At 72.4% G+C, this 20,140-nt stretch carries 18 protein-coding genes; 8 read left to right on the top strand and 10 right to left on the bottom strand.

Translation table 11 applies throughout. The annotated features are described in order from the left end of the window. Nucleotides 1-29 precede the first annotated feature (29 nt). Complete coding sequence (locus NAG42_RS11670; RefSeq protein WP_250030228.1) at nucleotides 30-521, top strand: hypothetical protein; 492 nt, start codon at nucleotides 30-32, stop codon at nucleotides 519-521. A gap of 184 nt (nucleotides 522-705) precedes the next feature. Here the strand turns inward: NAG42_RS11670 and NAG42_RS11665 are convergent, their stop codons facing one another. From NAG42_RS11665 to NAG42_RS11635, 7 genes are all read right to left on the bottom strand, one after another. Then, nucleotides 706-1,272 (bottom strand): hypothetical protein, encoded by a 567-nt coding sequence (locus NAG42_RS11665; RefSeq protein ID WP_250030227.1) that lies wholly within the window; start codon nucleotides 1,270-1,272, stop codon nucleotides 706-708. A gap of 13 nt (nucleotides 1,273-1,285) precedes the next feature. Beyond that, a complete protein-coding gene (locus tag NAG42_RS11660; protein WP_250030226.1) occupies nucleotides 1,286-1,612 on the bottom strand; it encodes an SHOCT domain-containing protein in 327 nt (108 codons plus the stop codon). A 33-nt stretch (nucleotides 1,613-1,645) separates the two neighbouring features. Next, nucleotides 1,646-2,065 carry a DUF6325 family protein gene (locus NAG42_RS11655; protein WP_250030225.1) on the bottom strand — a complete coding sequence of 140 codons (420 nt, stop codon included), beginning with the start codon at nucleotides 2,063-2,065 and terminating at the stop codon, nucleotides 1,646-1,648. A gap of 67 nt (nucleotides 2,066-2,132) precedes the next feature. Continuing rightward, nucleotides 2,133-2,801 (bottom strand): GAP family protein, encoded by a 669-nt coding sequence (locus tag NAG42_RS11650; RefSeq protein WP_250030224.1) that lies wholly within the window; start codon nucleotides 2,799-2,801, stop codon nucleotides 2,133-2,135. Continuing rightward, nucleotides 2,794-4,470, bottom strand: coding sequence for a SulP family inorganic anion transporter (locus NAG42_RS11645; RefSeq protein WP_250030223.1), 1,677 nt, complete (start codon nucleotides 4,468-4,470; stop codon nucleotides 2,794-2,796). Before NAG42_RS11645 ends, NAG42_RS11650 begins: the two co-directional genes overlap by 8 nt. After that, nucleotides 4,467-6,629, bottom strand: coding sequence for an arylsulfatase (locus tag NAG42_RS11640; RefSeq protein ID WP_250030222.1), 2,163 nt, complete (start codon nucleotides 6,627-6,629; stop codon nucleotides 4,467-4,469). The genes NAG42_RS11645 and NAG42_RS11640 overlap by 4 nt, the downstream gene beginning before the upstream one ends. 34 nt (nucleotides 6,630-6,663) lie before the next feature. Further along, a complete protein-coding gene (locus tag NAG42_RS11635) occupies nucleotides 6,664-7,338 on the bottom strand; it encodes a GAP family protein (protein WP_250030221.1) in 675 nt (224 codons plus the stop codon). A gap of 86 nt (nucleotides 7,339-7,424) precedes the next feature. Here NAG42_RS11635 and NAG42_RS11630 point away from each other — a divergent pair, with 86 nt between their 5' ends. From NAG42_RS11630 to NAG42_RS11620, 3 genes are all read left to right on the top strand, one after another. Next, nucleotides 7,425-8,333, top strand: coding sequence for a PrsW family intramembrane metalloprotease (locus NAG42_RS11630; protein WP_250030220.1), 909 nt, complete (start codon nucleotides 7,425-7,427; stop codon nucleotides 8,331-8,333). A 3-nt stretch (nucleotides 8,334-8,336) separates the two neighbouring features. Next, the gene (locus tag NAG42_RS11625; RefSeq protein ID WP_250030219.1) at nucleotides 8,337-10,010 is read left to right on the top strand and encodes a SulP family inorganic anion transporter; all 1,674 of its coding nucleotides are present in this window, start codon (nucleotides 8,337-8,339) and stop codon (nucleotides 10,008-10,010) included. Nucleotides 10,011-10,077: 67 nt separating this feature from the next. Then, the gene (locus NAG42_RS11620; protein WP_250030218.1) at nucleotides 10,078-10,524 is read left to right on the top strand and encodes a DUF6069 family protein; all 447 of its coding nucleotides are present in this window, start codon (nucleotides 10,078-10,080) and stop codon (nucleotides 10,522-10,524) included. Nucleotides 10,525-10,591: 67 nt separating this feature from the next. Here NAG42_RS11620 and NAG42_RS11615 read toward each other — a convergent pair whose 3' ends face one another. The 3 genes from NAG42_RS11615 to NAG42_RS44850 form a co-directional block, all read right to left on the bottom strand. Continuing rightward, nucleotides 10,592-11,014 carry a DUF7144 family membrane protein gene (locus tag NAG42_RS11615; RefSeq protein ID WP_250030217.1) on the bottom strand — a complete coding sequence of 141 codons (423 nt, stop codon included), beginning with the start codon at nucleotides 11,012-11,014 and terminating at the stop codon, nucleotides 10,592-10,594. Nucleotides 11,015-11,016: 2 nt separating this feature from the next. Then, on the bottom strand, nucleotides 11,017-11,511 hold the full coding sequence (locus tag NAG42_RS11610) for a DUF1269 domain-containing protein (RefSeq protein ID WP_250030216.1): 495 nt from the start codon (nucleotides 11,509-11,511) through the stop codon (nucleotides 11,017-11,019). A 116-nt stretch (nucleotides 11,512-11,627) separates the two neighbouring features. After that, nucleotides 11,628-13,760, bottom strand: coding sequence for a winged helix-turn-helix domain-containing protein (locus tag NAG42_RS44850; RefSeq protein ID WP_250030215.1), 2,133 nt, complete (start codon nucleotides 13,758-13,760; stop codon nucleotides 11,628-11,630). Nucleotides 13,761-14,128: 368 nt separating this feature from the next. Between NAG42_RS44850 and NAG42_RS11600 the strand changes: the two genes are divergently transcribed. The 4 genes from NAG42_RS11600 to NAG42_RS11585 all read left to right on the top strand — a co-directional run bounded on the left by NAG42_RS11600 (nucleotide 14,129) and on the right by NAG42_RS11585 (nucleotide 20,129). Further along, nucleotides 14,129-16,669 carry a helix-turn-helix transcriptional regulator gene (locus NAG42_RS11600; RefSeq protein WP_250030214.1) on the top strand — a complete coding sequence of 847 codons (2,541 nt, stop codon included), beginning with the start codon at nucleotides 14,129-14,131 and terminating at the stop codon, nucleotides 16,667-16,669. A gap of 66 nt (nucleotides 16,670-16,735) precedes the next feature. Next, complete coding sequence (locus NAG42_RS11595) at nucleotides 16,736-17,674, top strand: formylglycine-generating enzyme family protein (protein ID WP_250030213.1); 939 nt, start codon at nucleotides 16,736-16,738, stop codon at nucleotides 17,672-17,674. Nucleotides 17,675-17,691: 17 nt separating this feature from the next. Continuing rightward, nucleotides 17,692-19,233, top strand: a complete 1,542-nt coding sequence (locus tag NAG42_RS11590) for an arylsulfatase (protein ID WP_250030212.1) — start codon at nucleotides 17,692-17,694, stop codon at nucleotides 19,231-19,233. Next, a complete protein-coding gene (locus NAG42_RS11585; RefSeq protein WP_250030211.1) occupies nucleotides 19,230-20,129 on the top strand; it encodes an HAD family hydrolase in 900 nt (299 codons plus the stop codon). The genes NAG42_RS11590 and NAG42_RS11585 overlap by 4 nt, the downstream gene beginning before the upstream one ends. The last annotated feature ends 11 nt before the right edge of the window (nucleotides 20,130-20,140 follow it).

The following is a 20,140-nucleotide window of genomic DNA, read 5'->3' as shown; positions in this document are numbered from 1 at the left end:
TCTCGCAGCGACGACCGGAGGGAAAGCTCATGGCCAGGAGGCTCGTGCGCCTCACCCACGGCAGCGCGGAAGGGACCGCCGCCGGCATCTACGGCATCATCGTGGTCGCCGCGATGCTGACCACCTCGCACGCCGAGCGGGCCTGGCGGGAGGTGCTGGCGATCCTGATCACCCTGATGATCTATTGGGCGGCCGAGCGGTACGCCCGGATCGTCGCCGAACGGCTCCACGAAGGACACCGGCCGGCCTGGCACACGGTGCGACAGCAACTGGCCGCCGGTTGGGAGCTGGTCACCGCCTCGGCCCTGCCGCTGCTGGTGCTCGTGCTGGTGCGCCTGGCCGGGGCGCGCATGGTGACGGCCGAGTTCGCCGCGCTGGCCGGCAGCACCTTCCTGCTCTGCCTGGCCGGCTGGCAGATGGGCGCGGGCGGCCGGCTCACGACGGCCGAGCGCCTGGTCTCAGCGGTGACCGCGGGTGGCTTCGGCGGCCTCATGATCGTACTCAAGGCTTTGCTGCACTGACGCTCCGGCGGCTGTTCGCCCGGCCCGGCAGGCCCCGCCGCACTGACGCTCCGGCGGCTGCTTGTCCGGGGCGGTACGGCCCGCCCGCACCGATGCTCCGGCGGCTGCTCGGCCGGGGCGGTACGCCGGCGATGTCAGCTCGTTTTCGGCAACCGCCGGCGACCACCGGTTGCCCGGCCGTCGGTCATCGGCGGGCGGTCTGAAGCCGGCGGGCGAACACCCGGCGCTGGGTCAGCCAGCCGGCGATCGCTATCGCCAGCCAGACGAGGACGGCCACCGTGCCCTGGGTGGCGGAGCGCGGGTCGTCCAGCTCGGTGGCGCCGGACACCAGGTAGGCGATCGCCGCCACGACGAGGGCGGATCCGCCGAGGGCGGTCGCCCAGAGCAGGAAGCGCTCGCGGAAGCGCGAGGCCAGGAAGCCGCAGACCAGCGCCACGGCCGGAACGAGCACGACCGCGAGCAGCACGCTCGCCTCACCGGTGTCGACCAGCGTGAAGATCTTGGCGCCGATCACCGAGCCGAGGACGGTGCCGAGGAAGAAGGCCATCGTCCGGAAGATCAGCGAGACCAGGACCCAGGCCAGTACCGCACCGAAGCCCGAGATCAGCAGGGCGGTCGCCGTGCCCGCGCCGAAGGCCGCCGCCAGCAGCCAGCAGACGGCGAAGCCGGTGGCCAGGACGGCCAGGTGTGTCGACCCGACACCCAGGAAACACAGCACCAGCCCGATCACCAGGACCACCCACGAGCTCATCGGCGGGTGCCGATCACGAGCCGAGCAGACGGGCCTTGGCCGCGGCGAACTCCTCGTCGGTCAGCACGCCGTCGCTGTGCAGACCGGCCAGCCGGTCGAGCCGGTCGGTGAGGTCGTTCGCAGGCCGGGGCGGCGGGACATACATCGGCTGCTGATATTGCGGCTGCTGGTACTGGGGTTCGGACTGTTGCTGGTTCAGCTCGGCGATCGCGGCATCCTGGGCGGAGTCGCGGTCGGCGGCGCGGGTCGCGGCCCGGCCCATCATGAAGCCGGCACCACCGACCAGCGCCCCGCGCAGCAGAGGGGCGCGTCGGCGGACGACGAGCGGACGGCGGAACATGGCGGCTCCTCGTAGATCGGCGGACGGCCGGGCTCAGTCCCCGGCGAGAGCTTCGGCGGCGTGGGCGGAAGGAATGCGGACGGCGGCCACGACCGACCCTTCCAGGCCGGCCGCCCGGTCGCTCAGGCCGGCGATCCAGGTGTGCTCGACCAGGACGGCGAGGGCGTCGGCGCCCGGCGGCACCACCGAGGCGATTTCGGGCAGGTCGTCCTCGGAGACCAGGCCCGAGCTCGCGTAGTCGGCCGCGAGGCCGCGCAGCCCGGGCAGGTCGGCCAGCTCCACCGCCGTGGCGGCACCGGCCTCGCCGGAGCGGACCACGAGCGCGTCGACCACTCGCACACCGGGCGCGCCGGTGAGGTGTTCGAGGGTGGCCGCGGCCCCGTCGACCAGCCGCTCGGCCGGGTAGGTCAGCACCAGCAGCTCCAGAGGGCCCCAGTCGTACTTGTCGTCCATGCCGCCCACGCTGCGCCCGCCGCCCGGCCGGCGCCTCATCCGCCTCGGGTGAGACCCGGGACGACGGTCACCAGAGGATCGTCAGGGCGTCGCCCAGCAGCTTGACCCCGATCACCAGGCACAGCACCGACATGATGACCGCGTTGTGCCCGGCCAGCCAGTCCTTGAGGTTCGCCAGCAGCTCGGCCGACCGCTTGCCGAGCACGAAGAACAGGGCCAGCGGAATCGCGAGCCCCAGCGTGCCGACAACGGCGAAGACGCTGTACGCGATGGCCTGCTGACCCGTCGTAATCCCGGTCTGGGCGATCGTGGAGGCCCCGGCCACGGCCAGCAACAGGTTCTTGGGGTTGGCCCCGGCCAGCGCCGCCCCCATGCCCAGGGAACGGCCCGCGCCGAACCGGTCGATCGCGTTCATCCAGGAGGGAGTCGGCGCCTCGGCCCCGTCGCGGGGCCGGCCGCGGAACTGGCGGACGGCCACCAGCAGCACGAGCAGGCCCAGGATCAGCTTCACCCAGCCGGCCCAGGACGGGGTGGAGGACGCGTCGGTGACCGGCGCGGCCAGCGCGAGCACGACCGCGCCGACCACGCCCAGGGCGATCAGCCAGCCGAGCACGAAGGCCGGCCCGTTGACCCGCGCCCGCGGCGTGGTCAGCATGAGCACGACCGCGATGATGGGGATGGGACTCACCGCCACGCCCACCGCGGTGGCCAGACTCTGCCCGATCGCCTCACCCATGGCGTTCTCCCTTCGTCGCCGAGCTCTCGAATACCGCCACCGCCGCGTCGACGGTGGGGTGCAGCCGCCCCGACGAGGCCCACGACGACCAGGCCGCGGTGCGGCGCACCTTGGCCAGCGCCCGGGTCGGCAGCGACGCGATCCACAGCTCCACCCCGCGGCGCCGCAACCGCTGATCGGTCTCGGCGAACGCGTCCATCACCGTGACCGACGTGTCCACCGTGGCCAGCGCGTCGATCAGCAGCACCCGCGGCGGGGGAGCGGCCGCCTCCACGGCGGCGAGCAGCTGGTCCTGCACGGCCCGCACGTTGCCGGTGTAGAGGCCGCCCTCGATGCGCAGGATCAGCAGCCCGGGTATCGGCGGGTCGCCGGGCCGGGCCGGGGCCGGATGACCGCCCTCCGGTGGGCGCCGCAGCTCGACCACGGCCGGGCGGTTGAGGGCCCGCAGGACCAGGTAGTAGGTGAGGAGCACGCCGGCCAGGACCGCGGTGAGCAGCCCGACGACCAGGGCGACCACCGCCGTGATGGCGGCGACCAGAGCCTCGACGCGGTCGATCCGGTACAGGCGCCGGATCTCGGCCGTCCCGAGCAGACCGGCCACGGCGAGCACGACGAGCGCGGCCAGGGACGCCTTCGGCACGTACGCGAAAACAGGGGTCAGCGCGATCGCCGTGACCACCGCCAGACCCGCGGTCGTGAGCCCGGCCAGCTGGGTGCGCGCGCCGGCCCGGGCGTTGACCATCGTCTGTGAGAAGCCGCCGGCCGGCGGCACCGACTGGAAGAACGCCCCGCCGGCCGAAGCCAGCCCGAGCGCGGTCAGCTCGCGGTCGTTGTCGAGGGGCGGGTCGAGCGGTTCCCGGGTGAGCCGGGCGACCGACACGCTTTCCAGAAAGGCCAGCAGGGCGATGGCCACGGCGTACGGGGCCAGGGCACCGGCCCGGTCCACCGCGGGCACCTCGAGCGCGGGCAGACCACGCGGCACCTGGGGGACCAGCGCGACACCGTGATCACCCAGGTGGAAGAGCGCCACCACGAGGATGCCGCCGGCCAGCGTCACCAGGGGCCCGGGCACCCGGGGCGCCCAGCGGGCCAGAACGCCCAGCACCACCAACGTGCCCGCGCCGATCAGCGCGGTCACCGGATCCACGTCGCCCAGCTGCGTCAGCGCGCCGCGCACGTCGGCGAAGAAGCCGTCACCGGTGTCCGGGACGCCGAGCAGGGCGGGCAACTGCGCGACCAGGATGGTCAGCCCGACGCCCAGCTTGAGCCCGGCCAGCACCGCCTCGTTGACCGATTCGACGAGGAAGCCGAGCCGGAGCGCGCGGGCGAGGAGCAGGGCCGCGCCGGTCAGCAGCGTGAGCATCGCCGCGTCGCCGGCCCGCACCGCCGGGTCGTCACCCGAGCCGGCGGCGGTCAGCGCGACGCCGGTCAGGGCCACGATCGTCGAGGTCGTGCTCACGCTCATCCGCCGGGCCCCGCCGGTCATTGCATAGATGATCATCGGAACGATGCACGTGTAGAGGCCCAGTTGCACCGGCAGGCCGGCCACCGTGCCGTACGCCATCGCCTGCGGGATGACCACCGCGCCGGCCGCGGCCCCGGCGAGCAGGTCGGCCCGCAGGTCGCCGCGCCGATAGCCGGACAGCCACCCGGGGCGGGGCAGTCTCATTCGCCGGCCAGGATCGCCGCGGCCTCGCGGGCGAGGTCGATCTGCTGGTCGCCGGCCGTCAGGAACTCGACCCGCAGGATGCGCCCGCCGGTGAACACGAATGGCGCCCGGTAGGCGGCACTGACCGCCTCGCCGCTGTGCCGGCCGACGCACAGGCCCGATCCGGGCGCGAACGGCCCCGGCTGGGTGGACATGGGTCCCTCGGTGACGATCCGGTCGTTGATCGACAGCCGGGTCGTGCCGACGGCCTCGTGCTGCCCGCCGCGCCGCTCCTTGGTGAATTCCACGCTGAAGCAGTAGCGGCCCGGAGCCAGGTCGTCGGAGACGAACTGCTGCTCGTCGTCCAGGCCCGGGTAGTTGTTGACATACCAGAGCCGGCCGTCCCGGATGAAGAGCGCGTGCCCGCCGGATCGCGAGCCGTGGGCCATCAGCACACCCGCGGCATCGCCGTGATCGAGCTCGACCTCGCAGACGACCCGGAACGAGCGGCCGCGCACGTCCGGCGCATCCCAGCCGGTCACGGGGGCCGCGTCCGGATAGAACACCCGCGTCGCAGGACGGTTCGCCTCGGCCCGTTCCTCCAGCAGGATCTCCGGGACCGTACGGTCGTCGAGCGGCAGCACGTCGAACCGGCCGGCCTCGCGGAACCACATGTTGACCAGCTCCTGCACCTTCTCGGGCTGCTCGGCGGCCAGGTCGTGCGCCTCGGACCGGTCGGCGTCGGTGTGGAACAGCCGCCAGCGGTCACGGTCGAACCGGCCCCGGCCGCCCGCCGGATCGTGCTCGGCGACGGCTTTCCACCCGTCGTGCCAGAGAGCCCGGCCGCCCAGCACCGCGTAGTACTGGGTGTGCCGGGTGGTCGGGGCGAGCGGTGCGTCGAAGCTGTACCGCAGCGAGACCCCGGGCAGGGGTGGCTGGTCCTCGGGCCAGGGCACGCCGCAGGAGTCGAGGATCGTCGGTACGACGTCGATGACGTGGTGGTATTGATGGCGCACCTCACCGCGGGCGCGGATGCCGGCCGGCCAGTGCACGACCAGCGGCGCGCAGACTCCGCCTTCGAAGCAGTGCCGGGCGTATCCGCGGAACGGCGTGGAGAAGGCGGTCGCCCAGCCGTCGCCCGTCCCGTCGCCCGAGGCGCCGCCGGCGGCCGCCACGACGATGAGGGTGTTCGCGAGCTGACCGGTGGCGGCCAGGTGGTCGGTGATCCGGCCCACCTGGTGATCCGTGTGATCGGCGGCGCCCGCATAGGATTCGGCCGACCGGGCGAGAGCCTGTCGCCGATCTCCCGGAAGCGAGGTCCACCGGGGCACGTGCGGGGCGCCGGTCGGAGCGAGAGCGGCGCCGGGTGGCAGCACACCACGATCGACCATGCGGGACAGGGCCCACGGGCGGTACGCGTCGTATCCGTCGTCGAATCGGCCGTGATAGCGGTCGGTCCACCCGGTCGGCGTCTGGTGCGGGGCGTGGGCGGTGGCGGGGGAGAAGAGCATGAACCACGGCTTGTCCGGCGCGGACTGCCGGATGTCACGCAGGCACCGGATCGCCCGGTCGGCCAGGTCCTCGGACAGGTGGTAACCCTGTTCCGGGGTGCCCCACGGCTCGACCTGGTGGTTGTCCGAGACCAGGCTCGGGTACCACTGGTCGCTCCGGCCGCCGAGGAAGCCGTAGAACCGGTCGAAGCCGCGGGCCAGGGGCCAGTTCGCCCGGGAGGCGCCGGGACCGTGCTCGTCCGCGGGCACGTTGGTGTTCTGACCCAGCCAGAACGTGCCCCACCCATGCCGCCGCAGCACCTCGGCCAGGAACGTGTGCCCGGCCGGGATGCGACCGTGCGAACCGGGAAATCCGGTGGGGGCACCGGCCAGACCGGCGTTCCCGTTCTCATGGTGGTTGCGGCCGGTGAGCAGGCACGAGCGGGTGGCCGAGCACAGGCCGGTGGTGTGCCACTGCGCATAGCGCAGGCCGTCGGCGGCGAGCCGCCGCAGCGCCGGCATGGCGATCCGCCCGCCGAACGGTTCCCAAGCCGCGAGTCCGGTGTCGTCGTGGAGCACCAGCAGCACGTTCGGCGCCCCGGCGGGTGCCCGGGCCGGTGTGTACGGCTCCCAGTCCGCGACCGAGTCCCGCACGTCCACGTTGATGACACCCCGGAACGCCCTCGCCATGGTTACAGGGTCGGCACCGCGCCCGCGCCGGCCCTCATCCCGCCGGAGTGAACAGGTCCACCAGCCCGGTCGCGGTGAACAGCGCACCGAAGAGCAGCAGGACGGTGAGATCGACGGCGAAATGGTGCCGCTCGAGCCAGCCGTTCAGCCGTTTCAGGCGCTGTGCGGCCGGGACCGGCCGGGCCACGTACCAGAGGGCGGGTCCGATCAGGCCGAGCTCGGCTCCGGCCAGCAGGGCCAGCACACCCAGCACGCGTCCCGGACCGTCGATCGGCGCCGCGGCCACCACCGTCAGGCCGCCCAGCAGGATCGGCACGTTGGGGTTGACGATCGCCAGCACGATGCCCACGCCGAACGCCCGGCGCGGCCGCGCCTCCCCGATCATCTGGGACAGTCGCGACGGTTTGGCGGGAATGTGCAGCCGGCGGCGCACCATCATGGCGGCGGCCAGCGCGAGCAGCAGCAGGCCCACGCAGAATCCCGCCCACGCCTTGGTCTCCGGCGAGATCAGCGGCGCGGCGTCGCCGCCGGTGAGCAACAGCACCAGCCCGGAGAGCACGGCGTAGACCGCCGCGAAGCCGCCGGCGAAGGCCAGCGCGTTGGCCACCGGCCGGTGCGACCCCAGGAAGAGGATGCCGGTGGCGACAGCGGCCGGCGTCACCGCCAGCCCGGCGATGAACGGCAGAAGTTCCAGCAACAGTTGGCCCACGCGGTCACTGTGCGGCCGTCGTCCACGCCGGACATCCTTCGGCGCGGGTGAAGCGTCCCAGCCCGGCCACCGCGACGCTGTCGGACATGGCGCACACGATTCACCACTCGGCCTCCGCCGGGGCCCCGGTCCGGACGCGACCGGCCTGGGCCGTCATCCTGGTCACCGGATTGCTCCTGTGGCTGGCGACCGTGGCGATCACCTTCCTGACCGCGAACGCCAACCTGGTGCCCACTCTCGTGCTGCTCGGGAGCTTTCTGGTGCCGGTCACTTTCGTCGCCTGGGCCTATGAGCACCGCGACGAGAAGACCATGCCGGTCGGCCTGTTGTTCCAGCTCTTCGTGGTCGGCGGCATCCTCGGCATCCTCGGGGCCTCGGTGCTCGAGTCCTACCTGCTCCACCCGGCATGGTGGATGTTCGCGGGTGTGGGATTGATCGAAGAGGGCGTCAAGCTGGCCGCGCTGGCCCTGCTGACCCGGCACCTGCCGGTCCGGACGGTGCGCAGCGGCGTGGTGCTGGGCGCCACGGTCGGCTTCGGGTTCGCGGCGTTCGAGTCCGCCGGCTACGCGCTCAACGCCCTCCTGACCATCGACGGGTTGTCGCTGCGCTCGCTGGTCGAGACCGAGGTGCTGCGCGGCCTGCTGGCACCGTTCGGGCACGGACTGTGGACGGCGATCCTCGGTGGCCTGCTCTTCCGGGCGGCCGGCTCAACCGGGCGGCTCCGCCTGAGCTGGGGACTGGTCCTGGGCTACCTCGGGGTGTCGGCGCTGCACGCCCTCTGGGACTCGATGCACGGCGTCGCGGTCCTGCTCACCTTCCTGCTGACCAGCACCGAGGGGCAGCAGCGGCTGTTCCAGCTGGGCTGGATCCCGCAGCCTACCGACGAGCAGGTGCACCTGTTCACCCTTCTGTCCCTGGGCGGCCTGGTGGTGATCACCGTGGTCGCGCTGCTCTGGCTGCGCGGGATCTGGCGATCCGGCCGGCTCGCCCGCTGAGCCGTGTTCGCCGCGATCCGGCACTACCGCCGGCCCTGGCTGCGTGCCGACCTGCTGGCCGGGGCGACCGTGTGGGCCGTCCTCATCCCTGAGTCGCTGGCCTACGCCACGATCGCCGGCGTACCGCCGGTGGCCGGGCTCTACGCCGCGCCGGCCGCCCTGCTGCTCTACGCCCTGCTCGGCAGCTCCCGGCACCTGGTCGTCGGCCCGATGTCCGCGACGGCGGCCCTGTCCGCGGGCATCGTGGCGCCGGTGGCCGGCACCAACCCCGGCCACTACGCCGCCCTGACCGCGGCGCTCGCCATCGGCGCCGGCCTCATCGCGCTCGTCGCCGGTCTGGCCCGGCTCGGCTTCCTGGCGGGGCTGATCTCGGAGCCGGTCCTCAAAGGTTTCATCATCGGGCTCGCCCTGACGATCATCATCGGTCAGGTACCCAAGATCTTCGGCGTGGAGAAAGGCGACGGCGACTTCTTCGCCCAGGCCGTCCACGTCCTGCGGGAACTGCCGCAGACCAGCGTCGTGACGGCGGGCGTCGGGCTGGCGTCGCTGGCCGTCCTGCTCCTGCTGCGCCGCTTCCTGCCGCGACTTCCGGCATCGCTTCTCGTGGTCGCCCTCGGCGTGCTCGCGGCGACGGCGTTCGGCCTGGACCAGCACGGCGTCAAGGTCGTCGGGAACATCGACGGTGGCCTCCCGGCCTACGGACTGCCGGACGCGAGCCTCGACGACTATCTCTCGCTGGCCTCCGGTGCGTTCGGAGTAGTGCTCATCGGCTTCGCCGAGGGTCTGGGCGCGGCTAAGACGTACGCGGCGCGGGCCGGTTACACGGTAAACCCGAACCGTGAGCTGATCGGGCTCGGCGCGGCCAACCTCGGCGCCGGACTGTCCAGTGGCATGGTCGTCAACGGCAGCCTCTCCAAGACCGCCGTGAACGGCGGCGCGGGCGCGCGGTCCCAGCTGTCCGGGGTCACGGTGGCTGCTCTCACCGTGATCACCTTGCTCTTCCTCACGGCGTTCTTCGAGCAGTTGCCGGAGGCCACGCTGGGCGCCGTCGTCATCGTCGCGGTCGTCGAACTGGTCGACGTCCGCGCTCTCGTGCGGCTCTACCGGTTGTGGTCGCGGCAACTCGGGGCGATCTACGGCCCGGCCGCCCGGGCCGACTTCGGCGCCGCAATCGCCGCCGGGCTCGGCGTCCTGATCTTCGACACGCTGCCCGGGCTGCTGATCGGCGTCGCGGTGTCACTGGTGCTGTTGCTCTATCGGGCCGCGCGCACCAATGTGGCGGTGCTCGGCCGCGAGCCGCGCAGCGGGCAGTGGAACGACCTCGCCCGGCACGCCGACAACGAAACCGTCCCCGGCGTGCTCGTGGTGCGGGTCGAGGGCGGACTGTTCTTCGGTAACGCCGACCACGTGCGGGATCGGATCCGCCGGCTGGTCGCGGCCGGCGGCGTCCGGACGGTCGTGCTCGACGCGCAGGCCGTGCCCTTCGTCGACATGACCGCGGCCGGAGCCCTCGGCGAGCTGAGCCACGAGCTCGGGCGCGATGACGTGCGGCTGCTCATCGCGGCCGGCATCGGTCAGGTGCGCGACCTGCTGGACCGGTCCGGCGAGGACACCGAACTGCCGGTCTATCCCGGCATCGAGGACGCGGTGGCGGCGGCGGGCGCTTCATCCGGTTGAGGTGAGGCGGCCGGGTGCCGTCGCTGCCGACGATCAGGCCATCCCGTCACCGTGAAGGAGATCGATCGTGCAGCCGAGTTACGACAGAATCGCCCGGCCCGCCGTGGACGCCCGGACCCTGTGGGCCGGCGGCCTCGCCGCCGCGCTGGTCGCCGCGTTGATCGCGGTGGTCGGCATCGTGATCGCCCGGGGCATCTTCGACATCCCGGTGCTCGCCCCGGCCGAGAACGGCACCTTCGGTGACGCCGGCACCTGGCAGCTCGCGCTGGGTGCGGGCGCCGCGGCCCTGGCCGCCACCGGCCTGTTGCATCTGCTCCTGCTCTACACCCCGCGGCCGTTCGCGTTCTTCGGCTGGATCGTGGCGCTGCTGACCGTGCTCGCCGCGCTTCTGCCGTTCGCCACCGACGCCCGCTTGTCGGCCCAGCTCGCCACCGCGGTGATCGCCCTGCTGATCGGCGCGGCGATCGGCTCGCTGGTCAGCGGGGTGGGCACGCGCTCCCTGCGCCGGCGCTGACCGGAACCTCGAACGTGGAACGGCCCCGGCGGTTCCCCGCCGGGGCCGTTCCTGTGAGAGTTGAGGCTCAGTCGTACTCCGGGCTCACCTCGCCCCCGTGCACCGCGATCGCGTAGATCGTGATGATGTCGAAGGCGATCACCAGCGTCGCCCAGAGCGGGAAGGCGGCCAGGAAGGCCATGTTGACCAGGGCGTTCAACGCCGCCAGGGTGATGCCCGCGGCCCGCGCCCAGGTCTTACCGGCGAGCAGCCCCAAGGCCGTGGCCACCTGCACGACGCCGAGCACGAGATGCACCCAGCCCCATGTGGTGTAGTTGACCTCGACCAGCAGGCCGGCCGGCCCCACCGCGAAGTAGTTCTCGCGGAAGAGCGCGACCAGGCCCATGGTGATCGCGAAGATGCCGACCATGGCCAGCATGACCGAGGCGAACAGGATCCAGCCCGTCCACGCGGTCGCCCGGGTCGGCGTCGTCGGCGAGCGGGATGTCATGGTCAGGACCGCTCGGCGCCGTGCAACGCGGTCTGCAGCTCGGCCTCGGCCTCCTTGGACAGCGACGACTTGAGCACCGTCCCGCCGAAGCGGCTCAGCGACTCCACCGCCTTGTCCGGCGTGACCTTCTCGACCACCAGGAACAGGGCCGACGAGCCGGGCTTGAGCATGCCGCGCACCTGGTCCTGGAAGTCCTTGTCGATGCCGCTCTTGGTGACCAGGCCCATCAGCGCGCCCAGACCGGCGCCCACCGCCATGCCGAGCACCGGCACGAAGAAGAGCACCCCGAACAGCAGGCCCCAGAAGACCCCCCAGGTGGCGCCGCCGCCGACCGGGTTGTGGTTGGTGTTGACGTGGTACTTGCCCTCGGCGTCGCGGGTGATGACCGCGACGGCGTCCGGTTGGATGATCAGGTCCCGGGACAGGCGCTGCACTTCGTCGGCCGCCGCCGTGGCGGTGGCCTCGTCCGGATACCCGATCGCGACCAGCGTGGACATGGCGGGTTACCTCCTCGTGTCGGTGAGACGCGCCGGATCCGGCGACGCCCACCGAGCGTGTCGCGCCCGCCCTGCGCTTTCCTCATCCCGCGGGAATGAGCCACGGCGTTCGCCGGTCACTCCAGCAGGCCGGCCTTGCGGCCCTGCTGCACCGCCTCCGCCCGCCCGGACGCGCTCAGCTTCCGGTACACGGCCGCGACCTGCGACTTCACCGTGTTGCGGGACACCCGCATCGCCTTGGCGATCTGGCTGAGGGTGAAGTGCGTGGGCAGCAGCTGCAGCACCCGCAGCTCGGCCGTGGTCAGGCCGAAGGCGTTAGTGGTCTCCGCCGCCGCGCCGGGGCGGTCCAGGTCGGCCGTCACGGCCTGGAACCGCTCGGCGAGCACACCGGACGTGGTGAGCTCGGTCAATGCGAGCCGGGCCCCGGCAGCGGCCTTGCGGGCCTCGGCCGGCTCCTCCGCCTCCAGCAGCAGCCGGGCCAGCCGGATCGACGCCGAGGCGACCAGCCACGGGAACGCCCGGGCACCCTCGATCGCCTGTCCGGCCTGGCGGATCGTGCTCTCCCAGGCCGGACGGTCGGCGGACAGCAACGCGACCCGGGCGCAGACCACGTGGGTGAGGGCCGACCAGCCGCCGGGGTGCTGTCCCGCGCCGAGCAGGGCGGCGGACTCCTTCGCGTACGCGGCGGCGGCCGCGTCGTCGCCGGCGTCGACGGCCAGCCAGGCCAGGCCGGCCAGCGCGAGGGCGGCCGCGGTGCGGTTCTCACCGCCGGTCTGCGCCGCCCGGGTGTATCGGGCCATCGCCAGCACGGTGTTGCCGGTCAGCTCCTCGGCCGCGCCCAGCAGCACGGTCGTGACCTGGTACCAGTCGGACCCGGGCCGCTCGGGACGCGCGGCCCGGCGGGCGTACCCGAGCATGTTGTCGACCCCGCCGGGCGCCAGCGCGGCTCGCAGCCGGTCGACGGCGGCCATCGTCCGCGCCGTCGCCTCGGCGCCGCCCGCGATGGCCGCCGCGAGGCAGGCGGCCGGTTGGATGCGCCGGCCGGCGAAGGCGTAGATCCATCCGGCCTGGGCCGAGAGGCTTGCGCCCCGCTCGATGGCCTCGCGGCCGAGCGTGTCCAGATCGACCGCGACCGACTCGGCCCGGCCGTCGTCGATCAGCTGCCGGCTGTGCCGGCCGACGAGCCGTTCGACCATCCCGGCGTCGCCCGCGGCCACGGCGTGCCGCATCGCGGTGTCGGGCTGTTTGCGCCGCTCGTACCACGCGGCGGCCCGCCGGTGGATGACCTGCTCGACGGCCGGTTCCCGGCGGCGCAGCTCGGCCAGCAGCATCTCCCGGAAGGCCGGGTGATAGCGGTACGACCGGACGGCCGGGCCGACCGGGACGATGAACACATTGCGGGCGGCCAGCCCGGCCAGCGTCTGACCCGACCCGTGCCGGCGCAGGGACGCGTCGCACAGGCCGGCCGACATGGGGTCGAGCACGGCGGCGCGCATCAGGAATCGCACCGTGTCGGCCGACTCCCCGGCCAGCACCACATCCCAGAAATACTCCGACAGGTACGGGTCGGCGCCGGAGAGGCGGTCGGCGGTGTACGCCGCGCCGGCCCGGCCGCGCAGCGTCAGCGCGGAGAGGTAGACCCCGGCCGGCCAGCCGTCGAGCCGGCGGGCCAGCGACCGGGCCTGATCGGCGCTGACCCGGACGCCGGTGTTGTGGACGACCTCGAGCGACTCGGCCGCGGACAGCCGCAGCTCGTCGGGCCCGAACTCCGCGCACCGGCCCTCGGCGCGCAGACCGCCGACGTGCAGACCGAGCCGGGTGCGGGCGGCGACCACGAGGTGGCAGCCGGGCGGCAGTTGCTGGGCCAGAGCGAGGACGGCCTGCTGCCCCGGGCTGTTGCGGATCACGTGGAAGTTGTCGATCACCAGCAGCCACGGCTGCTCGGGCAAGCCCGCGGCGAGCCGGGGCACGGCCTGCGCCAGCACATCCCCGGCGGAGTGCGACAGCGCCTGCCAGGTGGCGTCGTCGACCGGCTGGACGGGGTGCAGGGCGTCCGCGATCCGGCGCAACATCCGGGCCGGGTCGGCGTCGGTCGGCTCGGCGTCGAGCCAGGCGAACGGACGGGGGTCGGCGACCGCCCACTGCCGCAGAGCGATCGTCTTCCCGTACCCCGGCGCGGCGATCACCAGGATCAACGGCACGTCGTCGCGCACCGCGGCCAGATCACCGATCAGCCTGCGGCGTGGCACGTGCTCCCTTCGCAACATCCGGCCGAATGCCCCGTTCGCCGTCGCGTCCGCCGGTCATTGCAGGAAGCTACGGCGGATCGAGTAACCACTCAATCGCACTCTGTGCTGTCGATGCAATGCCCTGGTGGCCGTATCGCGTACCCAGAAAACCTTCACGACCTGCTCATAGCCGCTCTCGGTGTCCACATTCGGATATCACCCAGCATGGGTGATGAGACATTCGAAGATCGGTAGGAAACTCTGCGTTGATACTGACGCCTCGTTGAGTGACGAGACGCGAGCCGCGGGTGGGCGCTCGCGCCGCCGGCGAGGCGGGCGGTGTGGGAGTAGGAATCTTGATGACCGGGGAGACCGCTAGCAATTCGACGATGACAACCGACGGTGAGCCGATCATGACCGTCAAACTCGAGCCACCGGGGCTGCCGCCCTGGTGGGTGGTTCGCGAACGGCTTCGTGACCGGCTCGATGCCGGGCCGGCCCGGCGCCTGACCATGGTGATCGGGCCGGCCGGATCGGGCAAGAGCACGCTGGTCGCGGATTGGGCGGCCACCGGACACGCGGGTGGCCGGGTGGCCTGGCTGAGCCTGGAGCCGGCCGACGACCAACCCGGCGTCTTCTGGTCGTACGTGGTGGCCGCCCTCGACCGGGCCGGGGCCAAGGTGCCGCTGCACCGCGCACACGCCGGCGCCGATGCCGTCGACCGCTCGTTCCTGGTGCGGCTGGCCGTCGGTCTCGCCGCGCGGCCCGAACCCGTCGTCCTCGTCCTCGACAACGTCCACGTGCTGGCCCGCGAGTCCGTGGTCGACGGCCTGCAGTTCCTCATCGAGCACGCCGGTCCGCAGCTGCGGGTCGTCCTGATCGGGCGCACCGACCCGCCGCTGGCGCTGCACCGCCACCGGCTCGCCGGCTCGGTCGCCGAGATCCGGCACGGGGAGCTCGCCTTCCGCCCGGCCGAGGCCGAGTTGCTGCTCGCGGCGCACGGCGCCCGGCTGGAAGCGGGGGCGGGGGCGGCACTCATCGAGCAGACCAACGGCTGGGCGGCCGCGCTCCGGCTCGAGGCGCGGGCCTGGCCGAGCCGGGACGGCGACGAGACGCCGGCCGAGCTGGCCGAGTACATCCGGACCGAGCTGCTCGCCGAGCAGACCGCCGCCACCCGGGACCTGCTGCTGCGCACGTGTGTCGCCGAGCAGTTGCCGGCCGGCCTCGCCGTCGAGCTGACCGGCCGGCGCGACGCCGCGCAGGTACTCGACAGGCTGGGCCGGGAAGGGATCTTCGTGACCGTGGCGGCCGGCGACCAGCGGTCCTATGTGCATCACCCACAGGTGCGCGGGGTGCTGCTGGACGTGCTCGCCACCGGCCCGGCCGACCGGATCACCGAGCTGCACCGTCGCGCCGCCCGCTGGTACGCGGGGTCCCGCCGCTGGCTCGAAGCGCTGCCGCACGCCGTCCAGGCGGGGGAGTGGGAGCTCGCGGCGACCTCGGCCGTGCGCGGCTTGGTGATCGGCTGCTTCCTCGACGGGCCGTGGGCCGACCGGTGCGCCCAGGCGTTCACGGCGATGCCGACCGACCTCGACCTCGCCGAAGCCGCCGTCGTGCACGCCGCTGTCGCGTACCGCCTCGGCGATGCCGAGGCCTGCGCCAAACACCTGTTGCGGGCGACCGAGATGGCCGGAGCCGCCCGGGACCCCGCGCTGCCGCTGAGCCTGGCCACGGTCGAGCTGGCCCGGGCCACGGGTGAGGACCGGAGCTCGGCCGCGGAGGTCGCCTGGCACGTCCTCGGCGTGGCGCTCGCCCACGACCTGACGGTGCCGGCCAAGCTGTCCGCGCGGATCCGCCTGGCCCGGGCCGAGAGCCTGTTGCACCAGCACGACCTGGCCGGCACGCGCCAGGTCCTGCAGATCGTCGCGGACGACCCGGACGCTTTCCCGGTCGAGGAGGCCCGTGACCTGCTGGGGCGTCTGGCGCTGGCCGAGGCGCTGGCGGGCCGGTTGCGCCGGGCCGGCGAGCACGCGCGTCTGGCGCTGGACCGCCCCGAAGACCAGGTCGACCCTTGCTCGGCCGCCGCGGAGGTCGCTCTGGCCTGGGTCTGCACCGACGAGTACGACCTGTCGGCCGCGCGCCTGCACAGCGAGCGCGCCGAGCTGCGGCTGAGTGTCTGCCCGGACGCGCTGCTGTCCGGTCTGCTGGTTCTGGTGCGGTCCCGGGTCCATCGCGCCCGGGGCGACGTCGCCCGCGCGGCCGAGATCCTCGAGCAGCCGCACGCAGGACTGCCGGCGTGGCTGGCCGAGGTCATCGAACTGGCCCGCACGGCACTGCTGGCACCCGGCAGTCACCCGGCGGCCGGGGGGACGACCGCTCAGCACGCGATCGCCGAGGCCGCGGCCGCGCTTGCGTCCGGCGACACCGATCGGGCCCGGTCGGCGGTGGCTGTCCTGGACGACCGGCCGGGTCTGCCGATGGACGTCCGGGTCGACAGCTGGCTGATGCAGGCCGGCGCCGACCTGGCCGACGGGCACCGCGACCGCGCCCGGCGGGGGTTGGCCAAGGCGCTGACCCTGGCCGAGGGGGAGTGTCTGCGGCGCCCGCTGCTCGAGGCCCCGACACCGCTGCGGCGTTTTCTGCGCGAGGAGCGCGACCTCGGCGTCCGCCATGACTGGCTCGGGGTGACGCCCTCGCGGGCTCCGGCGGCGGAGCCGGCCGCCGGGCCGGTGGTCGTCGAGCCCCTCACCGCGAAGGAGAGCGAGGTGCTGGCCTACCTGGCTCAGCTGCTCTCGACCGAGGAGATCGCCCGCACCATGTACGTCTCGGTCAACACCGTCAAGACCCACGTACGCGGGGTGCTGCGCAAGCTCGCCGCCACCCGCCGCAACGAGGCGGTGCGCCGGGCCCGCGACCTGGGTCTGCTCTGATCCAGGGCCGGAGTCATCCGATGCGGATGACGACCGGCGGACCGCACCGCGCCGATGCTCGAACCCATGACCGAGACCATGAGCCCGCCGGTCACCGGCATGGTGTGGATCCCCGGCGGCCGGTTCCGGATGGGCTCCGACGAGCATTATCCGGAAGAGGCACCCGCGCACCCGGCGAGTGTCGACGGCTTCTGGATCGACCCGCACACCGTGACCAACGCCGAGTTCGCCGTGTTCGTCCGCCGCACCGGCCATGTCACCGTCGCGGAGCGGCCGGCCGACCCGGCGAGCTATCCGGGCGCGCGACCCGACCTCCTGGCCGCCGCGTCGACCGTGTTCGTCCCGCCCCGCCACCGGGTGGACCTGCGCGACCCCTACCAGTGGTGGACCTACGTTCCCGGTGCCGATTGGCGGCATCCGCAGGGCCCGGGCTCGTCGATCCGCAAGATGCCGGACCATCCGGTGGTCCACGTGACGTGGGAGGACGTCACGGCGTACGCCGACTGGGCCGGCAAGCAGGTGCCGACCGAGGCCGAGTGGGAGTTCGCCGCGCGCGGCGGCCTCGACGGCGCCGAGTTCGCCTGGGGTGACGAGTTCACCCCCGACGGGCGGCACCTGGCCAACACGTGGCAGGGCGAGTTCCCGATCGAGAACAACGCGACCGACGGCTATCTGCGGACCGCGCCGGTGGGTCGTTACCCGGCCAACGGATACGGCCTCCACGACATGATCGGCAACGTCTGGGAGTGGACCGCCGACTGGTACGGCGAGCACCGCCCGGCCGAGCACGCCTGCTGCGCGGTGACCAATCCCCGGGGCGGTGACCGCGATGCGAGCCATGACCGGGCAGTCCGCGGCCCGCGCATCCCGCGCAAGGTGATGAAGGGCGGCTCGCACCTCTGCTCACCGAACTACTGCCGTCGATACCGGCCGGCGGCGCGGATGCCGCAGGCGGTCGACACCTCCACGTCCCACCTGGGTTTCCGCTGCATCGTCCGGCCCTGAGTCCAAAGGAGCACGTCATGACCGAACAGCCCAACATCCTGGTGATCTGGGGCGACGACATCGGGATCACCAACCTGAGCTGCTACAGCGACGGCCTGATGGGCTACCGCACGCCCAACATCGACCGGATCGCGGCCGAGGGCATGCGCTTCACCGACGCGTACGGGGAGCAGTCCTGCACCGCCGGGCGGGCGTCCTTCATCACCGGGCAGAGCGGTTTCCGCACCGGCCTCACCAAGGTGGGCATCCCGGGGGCCACGCTCGGGTTGCGCGAGGAGAACCCGACGATCGCCACGCTGCTGAAGAGCCGCGGCTACACCACCGGGCAGTTCGGCAAGAATCACCTGGGCGACCGCAACGAGTTCCTGCCCACCGTGCACGGCTTCGACGAGTTCTTCGGCAACCTCTACCACCTCAACGCCGAGGAGGAGCCGGAGCTGCCGGACTACCCCGACGAGCAGGAGTTCCCGCACTTCCGGGAGCGGTTCGGCCCGCGCGGCGTGCTGCACTGCTGGGCCACCGACACCGACGACGACACCACCCATCCGCGCTGGGGCCGTGTCGGCCGGCAGCGCATCGAGGACACCGGCCCGCTGACGGCCAAGCGCATGGAGACGTGCGACGACGAGTTCATCGGTGCGGCCAAGGACTGGATCGGCCGGCAGCACGAGGCCGGTCAGCCCTTCTTCGCCTGGGTCAACACCACCCACATGCACCTGCGCACCCACACCAAGCCGGAGAGCGTCGGTCAGGCTGGTCCCTGGCAGTCGCCCTACCACGACACGATGATCGACCACGACCGGCACGTCGGCGAACTGCTGGATCTGCTCGACGAGCTGGGCATCGCGGACAACACCATCGTCATGTACAGCACCGACAACGGTCCGCACATGAACACCTGGCCGGACGGCGCGATGACACCGTTCCGCAGTGAGAAGAACACCAACTGGGAGGGCGGCTTCCGCGTTCCGCTGGCCCTCCGCTGGCCCGGCAAGGTGCCGGCCGGTGTCGTGTCCAACGAGATCGTTCACCATCACGACTGGCTGCCGACCCTGCTCGCCATCGCCGGTGACCCGGACGTCGTGGCCGACCTCAAGATGGGCCGGACGGTCGGCGGTAAGCAGTACCGGGTCCACATCGACGGGTACAACCTGCTGCCGTACCTGGTGGGCGAGGCGGAGAAGAGCCCCCGGCCGGGCTTCATCTACTTCGACGACGACGGCAATCTGGTGGCGCTGCGGTACAACAACTTCAAGATGGTCTTTACCGAGCAGCGGGTCCAGGGCACCATGCGGATCTGGTCGGAGCCGTTGATCCCGTTGCGCATCCCGAAACTGTTCAACCTGCGCACCGATCCGTTCGAACGGGCCGACATCACGTCCAACACCTACTACGACTGGTTCATCGATCACGCGTACCTGGTCCTCGCGGCCCAGTCGATCGTGGTGAACTTCCTGCACACCTTCAAGGAGTTCCCGCCGCAGCAGCGGCCGCAGTCGTTCACCATCGACCAGGCCATGGAGGCCATGGAGGCGGCCGCGACGGCAGGCGCGCGATGACCGAGCCCCTGGCCTCCTGGCGGGACACCCCGGCCCGGCAACGGATCGTCGAGTTCGTGACGGTCGCCGTGGCCGGGATCCCGCCGGCCGAGCGGGTGGCCGTCTTCGACAACGACGGCACCCTGTGGTGCGAGAAGCCGCTGCCCGTGCAGGCCGGGTTCCTGTTGCGGCGGGTCGGCGAGCTGGCCGCGAACGACCCGGCGTTGCGCGCGAAACAGCCGTTCAAGGCGGTCGCCGAGAACGACCACGCCTGGCTGAGCGGTGCCATCACCAAGCATTACGAGGGCGACGACGGCGATCTCCGCGAGATGGCGGCGGGTCTGCTGCAGGCGTACGACGGCACGGCGGTGGACGAGTTCGCCGAACTGGCCCGGGACTTCCTGGTCAAAGGGGAGAACCCGGCGTTGCACCGGCCGTGGCTGGACACCGCCTACCGGCCGATGACCGAGCTGCTGACCTATCTCGCGGCGAACGGCTTCACCTGCTACATCGCCACCGGCGGCGGCCGCGATTTCATGCGGACGGTCAGCGAGGAGCTCTACGGCATCACGCCGGACCGGGTGATCGGCAGCTCGGTGGCCCTCGAATATCGCGACGGCACGATCCGGCACACGGCCCGGCTCGACGTCTTCGACGACGGACTGGCCAAGCCGGTGCGCATCTGGAGCCGCATCGGCCGGCACCCGATCCTGGTCGCCGGCAACGCCAATGGGGACATCCCGATGCTGCGCGCCGCGGGTGGCGGCCGGCGTGACCCGCTGCGCCTGCTGATCGTCCACGACGACGCCGACCGCGAGTTCGCCTACACCCAGGGTGCCGACGACGCGATCTCGGTCGCGGAGACCGAGGACTGGACGAAGGTCAGCATGGCCGCTGACTGGGCGCGCATCTTCTGAAATATGCATTA

It is taken from the genome of Paractinoplanes maris (assembly GCF_023544465.1).
GTDB lineage: Bacteria > Actinomycetota > Actinomycetes > Mycobacteriales > Micromonosporaceae > Actinoplanes > Actinoplanes maris.
The sequence above is the reverse complement of the archived record's forward strand: the minus strand, read 5'-3'. Positions and strand labels throughout refer to the sequence as shown.